This is a genomic window from Pseudomonas paralactis, from assembly GCF_001439735.1.
Taxonomy (GTDB): domain Bacteria; phylum Pseudomonadota; class Gammaproteobacteria; order Pseudomonadales; family Pseudomonadaceae; genus Aquipseudomonas; species Aquipseudomonas paralactis.
Map to the genome: position 1 here is coordinate 251753 of NZ_JYLN01000007.1, position 15378 is coordinate 267130.

The 15378-nt window shown below is 59.7% G+C and carries 9 protein-coding genes; 2 read left to right on the forward strand and 7 right to left on the reverse strand.

The genetic code is table 11. From position 1 onward, the window contains the following. Positions 1 to 45: 45 nt before the first annotated feature. Together TX23_RS19020 and TX23_RS19025 are read right to left on the reverse strand one after the other, a co-directional pair. The gene (locus tag TX23_RS19020; RefSeq protein ID WP_057703526.1) at positions 46 to 2421 is read right to left on the reverse strand and encodes an efflux RND transporter permease subunit; all 2376 of its coding nucleotides are present in this window, start codon (positions 2419 to 2421) and stop codon (positions 46 to 48) included. A 16-nt stretch (positions 2422 to 2437) separates the two neighbouring features. After that, complete coding sequence (locus TX23_RS19025) at positions 2438 to 3478, reverse strand: WD40/YVTN/BNR-like repeat-containing protein (protein ID WP_057703527.1); 1041 nt, start codon at positions 3476 to 3478, stop codon at positions 2438 to 2440. 298 nt (positions 3479 to 3776) lie between these two features. Between TX23_RS19025 and TX23_RS19030 the strand changes: the two genes are divergently transcribed. After that, positions 3777 to 4892: a Gfo/Idh/MocA family protein gene (locus tag TX23_RS19030; protein ID WP_057703528.1), complete on the forward strand. Its 1116-nt coding sequence runs from the start codon at positions 3777 to 3779 to the stop codon at positions 4890 to 4892. A 367-nt stretch (positions 4893 to 5259) separates the two neighbouring features. Then, on the forward strand, positions 5260 to 7194 hold the full coding sequence (locus tag TX23_RS28680; RefSeq protein WP_057703529.1) for a M10 family metallopeptidase C-terminal domain-containing protein: 1935 nt from the start codon (positions 5260 to 5262) through the stop codon (positions 7192 to 7194). A 26-nt stretch (positions 7195 to 7220) separates the two neighbouring features. Here the strand turns inward: TX23_RS28680 and TX23_RS19040 are convergent, their stop codons facing one another. The 5 genes from TX23_RS19040 to TX23_RS19060 form a co-directional block, all read right to left on the reverse strand. After that, positions 7221 to 8924 (reverse strand): AMP-binding protein, encoded by a 1704-nt coding sequence (locus TX23_RS19040; protein WP_057703530.1) that lies wholly within the window; start codon positions 8922 to 8924, stop codon positions 7221 to 7223. A gap of 30 nt (positions 8925 to 8954) precedes the next feature. Next, positions 8955 to 10253 (reverse strand): acetyl-CoA C-acetyltransferase, encoded by a 1299-nt coding sequence (locus TX23_RS19045; protein ID WP_057703531.1) that lies wholly within the window; start codon positions 10251 to 10253, stop codon positions 8955 to 8957. Continuing rightward, positions 10253 to 11140 carry a MaoC/PaaZ C-terminal domain-containing protein gene (locus TX23_RS19050; RefSeq protein WP_057703532.1) on the reverse strand — a complete coding sequence of 296 codons (888 nt, stop codon included), beginning with the start codon at positions 11138 to 11140 and terminating at the stop codon, positions 10253 to 10255. The genes TX23_RS19045 and TX23_RS19050 overlap by 1 nt, the downstream gene beginning before the upstream one ends. Before the next feature lie 4 nt (positions 11141 to 11144). Continuing rightward, positions 11145 to 12488 (reverse strand): 3-oxoacyl-ACP reductase, encoded by a 1344-nt coding sequence (locus tag TX23_RS19055; RefSeq protein ID WP_057703533.1) that lies wholly within the window; start codon positions 12486 to 12488, stop codon positions 11145 to 11147. Positions 12489 to 12645: 157 nt separating this feature from the next. Continuing rightward, positions 12646 to 15171 (reverse strand): acyl-CoA dehydrogenase, encoded by a 2526-nt coding sequence (locus TX23_RS19060; protein ID WP_057703534.1) that lies wholly within the window; start codon positions 15169 to 15171, stop codon positions 12646 to 12648. Positions 15172 to 15378: the final 207 nt, after the last annotated feature.

Genomic DNA, 15378 nt, shown 5'->3' on the forward strand with positions numbered 1-15378 from the left:
GAGCGAGCTTGCTCGCTCATACAGGAGTGGACATTTGAATCGGACTCAGTGGGCAAACAACGAATTGCCCTTCTGCCCCGCGAGCTTCTCGGGCTTGATCAGGAACCGCGCCAGCGCCGGCAGCAGCCACAGCGCGCCGAACATGTTCCACAGCAGCATAAAGGTCAGCATCAGGCCCATATCGGCCTGGAACTTGATGGCCGAGAAGATCCAGGTACATACACCGATGGCCAGGCACAGGCCGGTGAACAGCACGGCTTTACCGGTGGACTTCAATGTCTGGTAGTACGCCTCTTGCAGCGGCAAGCCTGCACGCAGGAAACTTTCCAGGCGGCTGTAGATGTAGATGCCGTAGTCCACGCCGATCCCCACCCCCAGAGCTACCACCGGCAAGGTCGCGACCTTGACGCCAATGCCCATGAACGCCATCAGCGCGTTACCCAGCACCGAGGTCAGCACCAGCGGCAGCACGATGCACAGAGTCGCCGCCCATGAGCGGAAGGTGATCATGCACATGGTCGCCACACACAGGTACACCAGGATCAGGATGATCAGTTCCGACTCCTTGATCACCTCGTTGGTGGCCGCTTCGATCCCGGCATTACCGGCGGCGAGGATGAACTCCAGGCCTTCCTTGTTGTTTTCCCTGGCGAACTCCTGCACGGCGTGCACCGCACGGTCGAGGGTTTCGGCTTTATGGTCGTTGAGGAACACCAGTACCGGCGCCAGCGAGCAATTGTTGTTGTACAGGCCGTCGGCACGGGCGATGGAGTTGTTCAATACGTCGGGGTTGCGCGACAGGGTTTCCCATTTCAGGTTGCCCTCGTTCATGCCCTTGATCATTTGCTTGGACACGGTCACCAGCGAGATCGCCGACTGCACGCCTTCGGTGTTCTGCATCTTCCACATCAACTGGTCGATAGGGGCCATGGCCTCATACCGTGAGCAACCTTCGGCGCGGGTCTTGACCATCACCACCAACACGTCGGAGCTGGTGGAATAGTTGCTGATGATGAAATTGTTGTCTTTGTTGTAGCGCGAGTCCGGGCGCAGTTCCGGTGCGCCTTGGTCGAGGTCGCCGATCTTCAGGTTTTGGCTGTACCAGAGGCCGCCACCAAAGGCGATCAAGGCCAGGAAGATCGAGACCGGCGCGACTTTCGGGCTGGCGAATTTGGCCAGCAGGCGCCAGAACGCATGTTCGCGATTTGCGTCTTTCTTGCTTTTGGCGATGGCACGCTTGCTGATGCCAACGTAGGAAATTGCCACCGGCAACAGGATAAGGTTAGTGAACACGATCACCGCCACGCCGATCGATGCGCCGATGGCCAGCTCACGGATCACGCCGATATCAATGATCAGCAGGGTAATAAAGCCGACCGCATCGGCCAGAATCGCGATCATCCCAGGCAAGAACAGTTGCCGGAAGGTGCGGCGTGCTGCTGTGAGTGCGTTATCGGCCTCGCCCGATTGCAGGGCAATACCGTTGATCTTCTGTACGCCGTGGGAAATACCGATGGCGAAGATCAGAAATGGCACCAGCATCGAGTAGGGATCCAGCCCGAAACCGGCGGCGTGCATCAGGCCCAACTGCCAGACCACCGCCACCAATGTGGTGCTCAGCACAGCGATGGTGCTGCGCAGGCAGTTGGTGAACCACAACAACAGGACCAGGGTGATGCCAAAGGCTACGCCGAAGAACAGCACCACCATGATCAGGCCGTCGATCAGGTCCCCGACTTTCTTGGCGAAACCGACAATGTGGATTTTTACGTTAGGGTTCTGCGCCTCGAACTTGTTGCGGATCTTGTCTTCAAGCTCGTGGGAAAACTTCTGGTAGTCCAGGGCCAACAGCTTGCCCTGGTCCTGCGGGTCCGGGTAGGACTCCAGCAGCGGGATATCAACAATACTCGACTTGAAATCGTTAGCCACCAAACGCCCGACCTGGCCGGACTTGAGCACGTTGTTGCGCAGCTGATCGAGGCTTTGCGGTGAGCCGTTGTAGCTTTGCGGGATCACTTCACCCCCGGCAAAGCCTTCTTCGGTCACCTCGGTCCAGCGCACGCTGGGGCTCCACAGCGACTTGAGGCCCGAACGATCAACACCGGAGATGTAGAACACCTCGTCGTTGATCTGGCGCAGGGTCTCCATGTAGTCCTTGGTGAAAATATCCCCGTCCCTGGCCTCCACCGAAATGCGCACGGTGTTGCCCAGGTTGGCCAGGTCGTTGCGGTGCTCCATCATCTTTTCAATGAAGGGGTGCTTGAGGGGGATCATCTTTTCAAAGCTGGTGGACGGGCGAATCAACGTCGCCTGCCAGAACAGGAAAATGCTCACCAGCAGGCAGATGACGATCACCGCCGGGCGATTGTTAAAGATCAGGCGCTCAAGAAAGGTCGCTTTATCGTTGTGATGACTGCTCATGCGTTCCCCGCCCTTCTTATTGTTTTACGAGTTCGGCGCCAGCGGGCGTAGCGACACGAACGCCACCCTGCCCCACCAGAATCAAGTTGCCATTGCCTGCGGCCGTGACTGCCGAGAGTGAAACCCGGTCCGGGCGATTGAACACGCTGAACGTCTGGCCGTCGTCGTGACTGACCACCACGCTGCCGCCGTTGCCGACCACGACGATGGCGCCATCATCGAGCAACGTGGCACCCGACAGGCCGAACTCCAGCGCACCGCGTGCGGCATTGAGTTCAACCTGTTCCCAGGTGCTGCCGAAATCCGTGGAGCGGTACAGGTTGCCGCGCAAGCCATAAGCCAGCAGGGTCTGCGGCTGCACGGTGCCAATCACCCCAAACAACGAGCCCTCGTAGGGGCCTTCGAGCTTTTCCCAGGTTTGGCCGTCGTCGCTGGAGCGGAACATGCTGCCCTGCTCACCGACAATAAACAGGCCGGCGTCTTTGATAGAGGCGATGGCGTTGAGGTGGAATTGATCTTCGTTATCGAGGCGGTCGCTGACGTCGACCCAGGTGCTGCCGCCGTCGGTGGTTTCAATCAACGCGCCGTAGGCGCCAACGGCCAGGCCGTGCCTGGCATCGTTGAACCACACATCGAGCAACGGCGCTTCGCGCTTGAGGTCTTGATATTGCTGAATCCAGGTGGCGCCGCCATCGGAACTGGCAAGAATTTGCGCATCATGGCCGACGGCCCAGCCCTGTTTGTCATCAACGAAAAACACCGCCGTGAGCAGTTGGCGGGTGGGGACTTTGGCTTGGGTCCAGGTGTTGCCCTGGTCATCGGAATACAGGATATGCCCACGATCACCGACCGCCACCAGGCGTTTGCCGGCGTGCGCCACATCGATCATCAAGCCTTTGGCGGCCTTGGGGGATTCAATCGCAAATACCGCGGCGGCGGGGGTATCGCTGGCGGCCAGCACGGGCGTGGACATCACGGCACCGGCAAGCAGCGAGAGCGCTGTGGCCAGCAACGCAACCCTGCGTGCGGCGCGTGGGCGGCAAACATCCCAACCCATGACAGGCTCACTCATAGACCTTTCTCCCATTTATTATTGTTAGGTCGGCTTATCTTCCAGGACCTTGAAACCTGCAATCTAGAGCGCCTGGAACCAGCAAGGGCCATCCTATCGGGCTTTGGAATCGTCTGACAATCGGCGCTACGTTATCTTTTGTTAACTGATGGGGTTTGGCTACGGCTGAATAGGGCTCTATCAACGCAAGTGATGAATGAATTTTTATTCCATCTCTTGATATTTGTGAATTTTTATTCCATTAATGCCATTCCTGAAAACAATAATCCAAAGGACCACGGCGATGCGTGAACTCGGAATCGGCTTGATCGGCACAGGCTTCATGGGCCGTGCCCATGCGTTGGCGTTCAATAACGCACGGGCGGTGTTCGAACTGCCGGTACAGCTAAACCTGGCCGCGCTGGCCGATGCCGACACCGAACGCGCCCAGCGCTGCGCCACAGCCTGGGGGTTTGCCCAGGCCCATGGCGATTGGCAGGCACTGATCGACGACCCGAAGGTTGACGTTGTGGCGATCACCACCCCCAACCACCTGCACTATCCCATGGCCATGGCTGCGATTGCGGCGGGCAAAGCGGTGTATTGCGAGAAACCCCTGGCCGTGAGCCTGGAGCAAGCCGACGCCATGCGCCGCGCAGCCAGCAGCGCCGGGGTGGTGACGCGGGTGGGCTACAACTACCAGCACAACCCGATGATCGTGTTGGCGCGGCAGATGCTGGCTCGGGGCGAGCTGGGCCAGATCATCAGTTTTCAGGGCGAGTTCAGCGAAGACTTCATGGCCGACCCGCTCTCGCCGTGGTCGTGGCGCTGCGAAGTCGGACACGCCGGCGGTGCCCTGGCCGACCTGGGCAGCCATTTGCTGTCGATGGCACGTTACCTGGTGGGCGATGTGGTCAGTGTGTGCGCCGATACCCAGACGGTTCACGCCCAACGTCCTGCCACCCAAGGCAGCAACGAGTTGAAATCCATCGCCGTGGATGACCAGGTGCACGCCCTGCTGCGTTTCGCCAACGGTGCACGTGGCACGGTGAGCAGCAGTTGGCTCAAGCACGGCTACAAAAACCACCTGAGCTTTGAGATAAGCGGGACCAAAGGCACCTTGGCGTTCGATCAGGAGCGCTTGAATGAACTGCGCCTGCACCGCGTCGGGCAGGACGGTTTTCAACGCGTGTTGGCAGGCCCTGCACTGCCCGGCTATGCGGCGTTCAGCCCGGCGGCGGGGCATCAGTTGGGCTACAACGAGCTGAAGACGCTGGAGGTACAGGAATTGATCATGGCCCTGGCGGGGCAAGGTGCGGATGGCACGGACTTTGAGGCTGCCTGGGAGGTGGAGCGGTTGGCGACGGCGATTCGAGTGGCAGCCCTTGAAGAGCGCTGGGTTGAGGTCTGCGCTCTCTAATCAACCACCGCCTAAATAATCAATCATGTCGCCTCGCCTACGAGGCGACGTCACTCATTGTTGCAAACTCTTCGTACACACTCGTCTTGCTGAAAAAAGCGAAACAACCCACTTAACCAATATCAACTCTATCAAACTAACTGCCAGCCTCAGTTAAAACATCCCGCTGCCCTCCCCGCAAAGTAATCTTTCCGACGACTATTTTTACGCCATTAACAAGTTCACACTTACCTGCTAATACAATTACAAGTCGAAACACCCCACACCTAGAGCCAGCCCCCAAAAAAATATAAGTTAGCTTCCGCCTTCAACTTAACTTTAATGCATAACCAGGCCCTAACTTAAACTCACGCTCAAAGGCACAATCATGTCAACCATTCAAAACTACCCACCTTCACGACTGCTTCATCTGCCAGCGGGTTCCCCTAGCTCACCCATCGATGATTCACCTGCTTCCGAAACCGCTAACAAGGTTGCAAAAAGCCTCACCCGCAGCCACAGAAAAATAAAAGATGAAAATGGTGACGGACAAATAACCGCCTCCTATTCATTTACTCAATTCAGCGAGGCCAAGAAAAGAGCATTCAAGCAGGCTCTTAAATCTTGGGAAGATGTTATAAAAATCAAGTTTGTCGAAAATGGCAAAAATGCTGACACTCACCTGTCAGTTAAAGGCGCTCCAGGTGCGGGTGGTCTAGCCACGCTGCCAAGTGCTCCCGGTATTCGCGCTCTCAGAGAACAGGGCGTAGAAATCAGGGAGAATGAAGGCGCCGGCCTACATGCAGCAATGGTCCACGAAATCGGCCACGCCCTGGGACTTGAGCATCCTGACCTCAAGCTCCCCGAAAGCAGCGACGCTTATAGCACCATGAGTACCGCTTATACCCTGTTTCGCCCTCACGCAAACAAACAGAACGGCTTCGTCTCGGATAACAGTCAGACCCCGATGATGCATGACATTGCCGGCGCTCATCTTATATACAAACCCAACAACGAAACCCGTAAGAGTAATACAACCTACGGTTTCAACTCCAATACAGAACGTGACCACTATTCCCTGTCCTCTCCCAACGACTTGCCGTTCTTTTGTGTCTGGGATAACGGCGGTGAAGACACCCTGGATTTTTCCGGTTTCAAAAATAATCAAAAGATCAACCTGAACGCTGGAAAACTCTCGGACATAGGCGGCCGCAAGGGTAATGTATCAATCGCCAACACCGTTGTTATTGAAAATGCCGTTGGCGGCTCCGGGCACGATGTGTTAATCGGCAATCACGTCAACAACCGCATGACCGGAGGCGCTGGCGGCGACATGCTGACAGGTGGAGGTGGCGCAGATACATTTGTGTATAACAGGGTCAGCGACTCACCTGGTCAGAACCCGGATACGCTCACGGACTTCACCAGTGGCGTCGACAAGATTGATCTATCAAATTTATTGAAAGATGCAGGCATCGAGAAACCCAAGTTGGTTCACGTGCACACGGGGCACAAAGGTGAACTGACGCTGGACTACGATGAGAAGATCAAGCGCCACAGGCTGATCCTGAATGTAACGGGCGACCCGTACTCCATGCTGGTGATTCTGAGTGAAAAGCCTATAAAACCTGAAGACATCTTGACCGGTGCCGAGCCAGGAGTGCCACCTGCACCAAAACCTGCACCCACTTTAGTTCCCAAGGTTCCCGGTCAGGTACCCAAGCCCCCCCAGCCCCCGGTTACGCCTCCACCCGTCGAATGCGCAGGCGCTGACACTGTCCACGGTATCAACGCCAAAACAGGCACGCCCGAATCCAGCCTTTCGCCTCCCACCGACAAGCCTGGCTCCAGCGCGGGTGGTTTGACTGACACCGTGAACATCAACGCCAAAACCCTTATCGAAAATACCAAGGGCGGCACAGGCAACGATCGTATTACCGGAAACAGTGCGGACAACGTGTTGACCGGCGGTGGCGGAGCCGACATCCTGACCGGGAATGGTGGCTTCAACACTTTCACTTACCATGCCGCCAGCGACTCCCGACGCGACAACGCCGACTTGCTGCTGGACTTCACCACAGGCCAGGACAAGATCGACTTGAGCAGCCTGAGCGACAACACGCAGGTCAAGCTCAACTACGTCAGTCAGTACACCGGACAACCGGGCGATACCATCCTGACATTCAACCCAAACACCAATAGGTACTTCCTCGGTATCGATTTGACGGGAAATGGCAAGACTGACTTTTTGATCAAAAGCATCCGACCGATCCACAGCGAGGATGTCATTGGTCTCAATTTCCCGGAAGATGATTACCTCTGACGATTGGCGAGCCCCGGTGAACCGAGTCAGCGCAATGCGCGCCGTAGCACCTTGCCCACCGTGGTTTTCGGCAGTTCCGTGGTACGAAACTCAACATACCTGGGCACCTTGTACCCCGTCAGGTATTCCCGGCAATGCGCAAGAATCTGCTCCTGAGTCAGGGTCGGATCCTTGCGCACCACGATGATCTTGACCTTCTCCCCACTCACCGCGTCCTCAACGCCAATGGCTGCCACCTCAGCCACACCCGGATGCATCGCCACCACGTCCTCGATTTCATTGGGGTACACATTGAAACCCGAGACCAGGATCATGTCCTTTTTGCGGTCCACCAGACGGATATAGCCGCGCGCGTCCATCATCCCGATATCGCCGGTGGACAGCCAGCCGTCGGCATCCAGTACCTCAGCGGTTTCCCTGGGCCGCTTCCAGTAGCCTTGCATCACTTGCGGGCCGCGTACTTGCAGTTCGCCTTGCTCGCCAATGTCAGCCAGCTCGCCGTCTTCGCGCATGAAACGCACCCAGGTCGACGGCAACGGCACGCCGATGCTGCCGGTGAATTCCATCTCGCGCATACGCGAAATATCGATAGGGCTGATGCTCACCACCGGCGAACACTCGGTCAGCCCGTAGCCTTCGATGATCGGCAACCCGGTCACTTCCTTCCAGCGCTTGGCCACCGCAGTGTGGGTGGCCATACCGCCGGCAATCACCAGGCGCAGGTCGGAAAAATCCCGCGAGCAGAACGCCTTGTTCTCCAGCAAGCCGTTAAACAGCGTATTGACCCCGGCAATCCCGTTGAAGCGCTCCTTGCGCAGGATCATCTGCACCCGCTTCACGTCCCGCGGGTTGGCGATGAGGATATTGCGCCCGCCCAGGCACATGAACATCAGGCAATTCACGGTCAGCGAAAAGATGTGGTAGAGCGGCAGCAGGGTTACGTTGGTTTCCTGTTTGTGCTGATCCAGTTGGTCGCCGACCCAGGCCTTGGCTTGCAGCAGGTTGGCGATGATATTGCGATGACTGAGCATCACGCCCTTGGCATCACCGGTGGTGCCGCCGGTGTACTGCAGGAAGGCCAGTTCGTCGTGCTCCAGCGCAACCGGCAAGTGGTGCAACCCCCTGCCCTGTTTGAGCACCTGGTTAAAGCGCAGCGCGCCGGGCAGGTTGAACGCCGGCACCTGCTTCTGCACGCGGCGCAGGATGAAGTTCATCGCCGCGCCCTTGAAGGTGCCCAGCAAGTCGCCGATAGCCGCTATTACCACCCGCTTGACGCTGCTGCCGGTCGTGGCTTTTTCCAGGGTGTGGGCGAAGTTTTCAAAGATCACCACGGTTTCGGCGCCGCTGTCCTTGAGCAGGTGCCGAAGTTCATGAGCGGTGTACAACGGGTTGACGTTGACCACCACGGCGCCGGCCAGGATCGTGCCCAACAGGCAGATCGGGTATTGCAAGCAGTTGGGCATCATCAGCGCCACGCGGTCGCCCTTCTTTACACCCTGGCCCTGTAACCAGGCAGCAAAGGCGATCCCCTGGACCCGCCAGTCGGCATAGGTCATTTCGGTACCGATACTGACGTAGGCGACCCGCTCGCTGAATTTTTCCAGGTGCTCCAGGAACACTTCGCGCAGTGACGGATAGTCCTCGATCCCGGCATCGATGTCCGCCGGAACGCCGGGCAGGTAAGTGTTCAACCAAATGCGTTCGGTGTGTTCCAGGCTGATAGCGTTCATGGCAGTGTCCTTATTGTTGTTTTAAAAGCGCTACTTTTCGACGATGGCGGTAATGCCCAACCCGCCCGCCGCACAGATCGAGATCAGGCCGCGGCCGCCACCGCGTTCATCGATAGCCTTGGCCAGCGCCGCCAACTGCCGACCGCCGGTGGCCGCAAAAGGATGGCCGCAGCCCAGTGAGCCGCCGTTGATGTTCATCTTGCTGCGGTCAATGGTGCCCAGGGGGGCGTCAAGGCCGAGCCGTTCGCGGCAATACTCGGGGTCTTCCCAGGCCTTGAGGGTGCACAGCACCTGGGCGGCAAATGCTTCGTGGATCTCGAACAAATCAAAGTCGGCAAAACTCAAGCCTTCCCGTCGCAACATGCGCGGTACGGCGTAGGCCGGAGCCATCAGCAGCCCCTCGGTGCCGTCGACAAAACTCACCGCCGCCGTCTCGCCCGTGCGCAAGTAGGCCAGCACCGGCCAGCCATTGGCAGTGGCCCATTCTTCGCTGGCAAGCAGCACCACCGAGGCGCCGTCGGTCAAAGGCGTGGAGTTGCCGGCGGTGAGCGTGCCGTTTTGGCGGTCGAATACCGGCGACAGGCCCGCCAGTTTCTCCAGGCTGATATCGGCACGCAGGTTATTGTCGCGGGCCAGGCCGCGATGGGGGCTGATCAGGTCGTCGAAGAAACCGCGTTGATAGGCTGCGTCCAGTCGTTGGTGGCTGGTAAGGGTTAACTCGTCCTGGGCCAGGCGCTTGATCTGCCAGCGCTTGGCCATTTCTTCGCAGTGCTCGCCCATGGACAGCCCCGTACGCGGCTCGCCATTGCGCGGCAGCAGCGGCTTGAACAGCATCGATGGGCGCACCTTGAGAAGTTGCTTGAGCTTGTCGCCCATGCCCTTGGCGCGATTGGCCGCAAGCAAGGTGTGGCGCAAGGATTCATTGATGCCGATGGGCGCGTCGGAGGTGGTGTCGGCGCCGCCGGCAATACCGACTTCGATTTGGCCCAGGGCGATTTTATTCGCCACCAGCAGCGCGGCCTCAAGCCCGGTGCCGCAGGCCTGTTGCACATCATAGGCGGGGGTTTGCGGCGACAGTGTGGTGGACAACAACGTTTCACGGGCCAGGTTGAAATCCCGCGAATGCTTGATCACTGCCCCGGCGGCAAACTCGCCCAGGCGCTGGCCGTGCAGGTTGTAACGGTCGACCAGGCCCTGGAGGGCGGCAACCAGCAGGTCCTGATTGCTGTCATGGGCGTACACCGTGTTGGAACGGGCAAACGGAATGCGGTTGCCGCCGATAATCGCCACGCGGCGGGCCGGGGCCGGGTTGAAGCTGTAGTCACTCATCACTGGCTCTCTTTCCAAATGAACAGCCCGCGCATATGGGGTTTGTCCCCAGCGAAATTGCGCACTTCAAACTCACGGCGTGGGCCGGTCACCGGGTGACTCCACAGGGCGACCTGGCCGGGCAGGAAAATCGGTAACTTGAAATCGCAATGCGCTTGCGCCTGCTCCAGACCACCGGGCGGCTGTTGCGCTGCCAATGCACGGCCCAGCGTCCACATGCCATGGGCGATGGCACGGCGAAAACCAAAGAGCCTGGCGCCGATAACCGAGGTGTGAATCGGGTTGAAATCTCCCGAAACCCTGGCAAAGCGTCGCCCCAGGTCGGCGGGAAGCACCCAGCGTTGGGTGCGCAACAAACCTTCTTCCTGCAATGGCAATGGGTCATTCCACAGCTCACCCACGGGATCGCTGACGTTACGACGCAGGTACAGGCTGTCGCTTTCCCACACCAGCTCGCCCGCACTGAAGGCACGGGTGGCGATGCTCAATGCCTGCCCCTTCGGATGGGCGACCCAGCGCTCGCAGTACACCTCCAGGCGCAACGCCTGGCCCTCGTGCAGGCGTTGGTGCTGACGAATACGATTGGCCAGGTGCACCATGCCGCTGGCCGGGTATGGGAAGCTCGGCCGGGTCAGCAGCATCAGGTGTAAGGGGAAGGCCAATACATGCGGGTAGGACAGCGGCACACCCTGTTCGGCACCAAAACCACAGGCCCGTGCGTACGCAGCGATATCCGCGGGGGCAAGCGCCACCGCAGAGCGCACCAGGCGCGCCTGGGGTAACAGCGGCGCGCCGTCGAGCCTGGGCTTGCGCATAGCGCGTACACCGTCAAGCAACAACTGCGTGCGCGACGGGGGCGGGTCGATAATCCGGGTCACATAGTTCATCGCTTCAGGCCCCCAACAGGCTTTGGCCGCACACCCGCACGACCTGGCCATTCACCCCGCCCGAGGCAGGATGAGCCAGCCAGGCGATGGTCTCGGCCACATCAATGGGCTGCCCACCCTGGGACAACGAATTCATGCGCCGCCCCGCCTCGCGGATCATCAAGGGAATCTTCGCGGTCATCCTCGTTTCGATAAACCCGGGCGCGACTGCATTCACAGTGACCTGCCGCTCAGCCGCACGCGGCGCCAGACCTTGCACCAGGCCAATCACGCCCGCCTTGGAGGTGGCGTAGTTGCTTTGCCCCAGGTTGCCGGCAATCCCGGAGATCGACGACACGCAGACGATACGCCCGCCGGGGTTAACGCCCTGGTTGTCGAGCAAGGCTTCACTGAGCTGCAGCGGCGCCTGGAGGTTAACCGCCATCACACTGCGCCAGGCGGCTTCGGTCATCTTGGCGATGGTCTTGTCACGGGTGATCCCGGCGTTGTGCACCACCACATCAAAGCCACCGTATTGGCTGACATGGGCTTGCAGCAGCGCGGCGGTGTCGGCGGCAGTGATGTCCAGCGGCAAGGCCGACCCACCGACGCTGTCGGCGGCCTGTTGCAAGGCTGGCTGGGCCTGGGGCACGTCCACACACACCACATGGGCGCCGTCACGCGCCAGCACCTGGGCGATGGCCAGGCCGATGCCTCGGGAAGCCCCTGTGACCAAGGCACGGCGACCGGCGAAGGGTTTGTCCCAGTTGACGGCGGTGTCGCCCTCCACAGGTTTTTCCAGGCGCACCACTTGCCCCGAGACATAAGCCGAACGGCGTGACAGGAAGAAGCGCAGGCTGCTGTCCAATGCCTCCTCGGCACCCGGCGCTACGTACAGCAATTGCACGGTGATCGCCCGACGCAGCTCCTTGGCCAGCGAGCGCACCAAGCCCTCCAGCGCGCGTTGAGCGATGGCCTGGGGCAAGTCCTGGCAGTGTTCCGGCGCAGTGCCGAGTACCACCACTCGGCCATGTTGGCCGAGGCGTTTGGCATTGGCGTGGAAGAACAGGTAGAGCTCGTCCAACTGTTGCAGGTCGACCACACCGCTGGCATCGAACACTGCGCCTTGCACCTTGACCGTGGACGGCGCCTTGAGGCTCGCCGCAGTGGCGGCGACGGTGTCGGTGGCGCTGAAGATACGCTGCACCGACGCCGACAGGCGCCCTGCCCCGGCGATGATCACCGGGTTGGCCAACCCGGCCTGGCCGCTGCGATGACGTTGCAGCAGCAAGGGTTGCGGCAAGCCAACAGCCTGGGCCAGGCGACGGCCCCAGGGGGAATTGACGAATGAAAGGTAGTTGTCACTCATAGAGGGTTCCACTCACAACACGAATCCTGGTCCTGACGCCTGTAGGAGCAAGCTTGCTCGCGAAAAATTCACAGGTGCCACGTTCATTCAGGAAACCCGCGTTATCGTTGACGTTTTTCGCGAGCAAGCTCGCTCCTACATCTGGTCACTGTTTCTGTTAGTTGACCGGGGCGTTTTCGCTTTGGCTGCTGCGACGCTTGGCGGTCGGCTCCAGCGCCTGCTTGCGCTGCTGCAACGCCTCCAGCAAACCAAAGTCCTGGGGGAAGTCATCCACCTGGATACCGTGATCGGCGTATTCCACATAGCGCCCCAGCAAGGCGTCCTCGTCGTCGCTGATCAAGTCCAGCGCCCGCGCCTTGACGCGCCAATCGGTGAAGGCCGTCGCAGAAATCGGCAGCGGGCCAAGCAAACCTTGCTTGATGGCGGGTTTGAGCCGAGCCTCGATCGACTCCACTTGGGGCAGTAAACGAAAGCCCAGTTCGCCATAGGCCAGCTTGTCGATTTCCGGGCGCGGGATGTAAGAGTTGGCCAGCAAGCGATCGCGGGTCTCCCCAGGGGTTTGCACCACATCGGCCACCTGCGCCAACAGTCGATCCGACGGTTTGTGCAAGGGAATGCCAAACGGAAAACTCAAGGCGCGCACCACCGCAGCCGCCGGTTTCGAGGGGTAGTTGTCGAGCACTTCGGCCAGGGCTTCATGGGCGCGTAACAGGGCGTCCTGTGCAGCCCAATGCACCAGTGGCAAGTCCGCCTGGGGCCGGCCGTCGTCCTCGAAACGCTTGAGCACGCAGGACAAAATGTACAGCTGCGACAGAATATCCCCCAAACGCCCGGTGATACTTTCCTTGCGCTTGAGAGCACCACCGAGCACGCCCATGGAAACGTCGGAGATCAACGCCAACACTACCGACAGCCGATTGGCCTGACGGTAGTAGGACGCCAGCGCCGGGTCGGTCTTGGCCGGCGCGGCAATCAGGCGCCCACCGGTCAGGGAATGCACTGCTGCACGAACGGTGTTGGCCAGTACAAAACTCACATGGCCGAACATCGCGCTGTCGAAGTCTTCCAGCGCCTTGCGCCGATCGGGGTTGCGCGCCGCTTCCATTTCGCGGAACACATAAGGATGGCAACGAATCAGGCCCTGACCAAAGATGATCAGGCAGCGGGTCATGATGTTTGCGCCTTCCACCGTAATGGCGATAGGGCTTTGCTGGTAGGCGCGGGCGAGGAAGTTGTTGGGCCCCATGCAGATGCCCTTGCCGGCGACGATGTCCATGCCGTCGTTGACGATGATCCGTGCGCGCTCGGTGACGTGGTATTTGGCAATCGCTGAAATCACCGACGGTTTCTCGCCGGCATCCAGGGATGCCACCGAAACCTTGCGCACCGCATCGCAGGCATACAGATGCCCGGCCATGCGCGCCAACGGCGCCTGCACCCCTTCGAACTTGCCGATTGGCAGGCCGAACTGCTTGCGCATAGCTGCGTAGGCCGTGGTGCCGCGCACGGCGACCTTGCCCAGCCCGACATTGGCCGATGGCAAAGAGATCGCCCGTCCCGCGGCCAGGCATTCCATCAACATACGCCAGCCGTTGCCGATTTGTTCACGGCCTCCAATCACCCACTCCAACGGAATGAATACATCCTTGCCGGTGGTAGGCCCGTTCTGGAACACCGCATTCAGCGGCCAGTGACGACGACCGCTGTTCACCCCGGGATGGGAGGTCGGAATCAACGCACAGGTAATGCCCAGGGAGCCGGCAGCGCCGAGCAGCCCGTCCGGGTCTTCGGCGCGGAACGCCAGGCCCAGTACCGTGGCAATCGGGCCCAGGGTGATGTAACGCTTGTCCCAGGTCACTTTGAAACCCAGCACTTCTTCACCTTCGTGCAACCCCTTGCAGACGATGCCCAGGTCCGGGATCGCGCCTGCATCGGAGCCGGCATACGGGCTGGTCAGGGCAAAACACGGGATGTCTTCGCCACGCGCCAGGCGCGGCAGGTAGTAATTGCGTTGGGCGTCGGTGCCGTAATGCAGCAGCAATTCGGCCGGGCCCAGGGAGTTGGGGACCATCACCGAAATCGCCGCCGCCGAGCAGCGGGTCGACAGCTTCATCACCACCTGGGAGTGGGCGTAATGGGAGAAGCCTTTGCCCCCGTACTGCTTGGGAATGATCATGCCGAGGAAGCCAGCGTCTTTGGTGTACTGCCAGCCTTCAGGGGACATGTCTTGCCAGACCTGGGTAGTTTCCCAATCGTTGGCAATGTCGCACAGGGTTTCGACTTCATTGTCGAGAAAGGCCTGCTCCTCTGCACTCAAGCTGGCCGGCGCGGCTTGCAGCAGGCGCTGCCAGTTGGGCTTGCCGCTGAACAACTCGGCATCCCACCACACGGTTCCGGACTCGATGGCCGCACGCTCTGTGTCGGACATCGCCGGCATGATTGTACGAAACAGGCCCAGGGCCTTGCTGGTCAACAGCGTACGGCGCAGGGGTTTGATCGCCAGTACCAAGGCCGGCCCCACCACCAGTACTGCCGCGACGGCAGTGCCCAGGCCTGCCACGATGCTGAACAGGTAACCCGCTGCCAGCCAAACCAGGCCAGCGCCCAGCCACAGCGTGGCGGCGGCTTGTCGATACGCCAGGGCAATCGCTGCTGCGAAACCCACCAATAACCAGATAAGCATAGGGATACCTCTACTTGATTCGGGGTGTGGCCAGAGCACGGGCAAGTCGAACTGCACGACGGCGTAAAGCCACACTACAAACCTGAAAGACTAAATTCAAATTATGTTTTGAAATTTTTATTTAATCATGGAGCAAAAAAACGGCTGACCGAATCAGCCTGTTAAAGGAATGCCGAGAAAAATTACAGCCCTGGGGGACAGCAGCAA

Bases quoted from the DNA above. Each gene is read 5' to 3' on its own strand.
- TX23_RS19020 (WP_057703526.1), bottom strand. From the start codon at position 2,421: ATGAGCAGTCATCACAACGATAAAGCGACCTTTCTTGAGCGCCTGATC.
- TX23_RS19025 (WP_057703527.1), bottom strand. From the start codon at position 3,478: ATGGGTTGGGATGTTTGCCGCCCACGCGCCGCACGCAGGGTTGCGTTG.
- TX23_RS19030 (WP_057703528.1), top strand. From the start codon at position 3,777: ATGCGTGAACTCGGAATCGGCTTGATCGGCACAGGCTTCATGGGCCGT.
- TX23_RS28680 (WP_057703529.1), top strand. From the start codon at position 5,260: ATGTCAACCATTCAAAACTACCCACCTTCACGACTGCTTCATCTGCCA.
- TX23_RS19040 (WP_057703530.1), bottom strand. From the start codon at position 8,924: ATGAACGCTATCAGCCTGGAACACACCGAACGCATTTGGTTGAACACT.
- TX23_RS19045 (WP_057703531.1), bottom strand. From the start codon at position 10,253: ATGAGTGACTACAGCTTCAACCCGGCCCCGGCCCGCCGCGTGGCGATT.
- TX23_RS19050 (WP_057703532.1), bottom strand. From the start codon at position 11,140: ATGAACTATGTGACCCGGATTATCGACCCGCCCCCGTCGCGCACGCAG.
- TX23_RS19055 (WP_057703533.1), bottom strand. From the start codon at position 12,488: ATGAGTGACAACTACCTTTCATTCGTCAATTCCCCCTGGGGCCGTCGC.
- TX23_RS19060 (WP_057703534.1), bottom strand. From the start codon at position 15,171: ATGCTTATCTGGTTATTGGTGGGTTTCGCAGCAGCGATTGCCCTGGCG.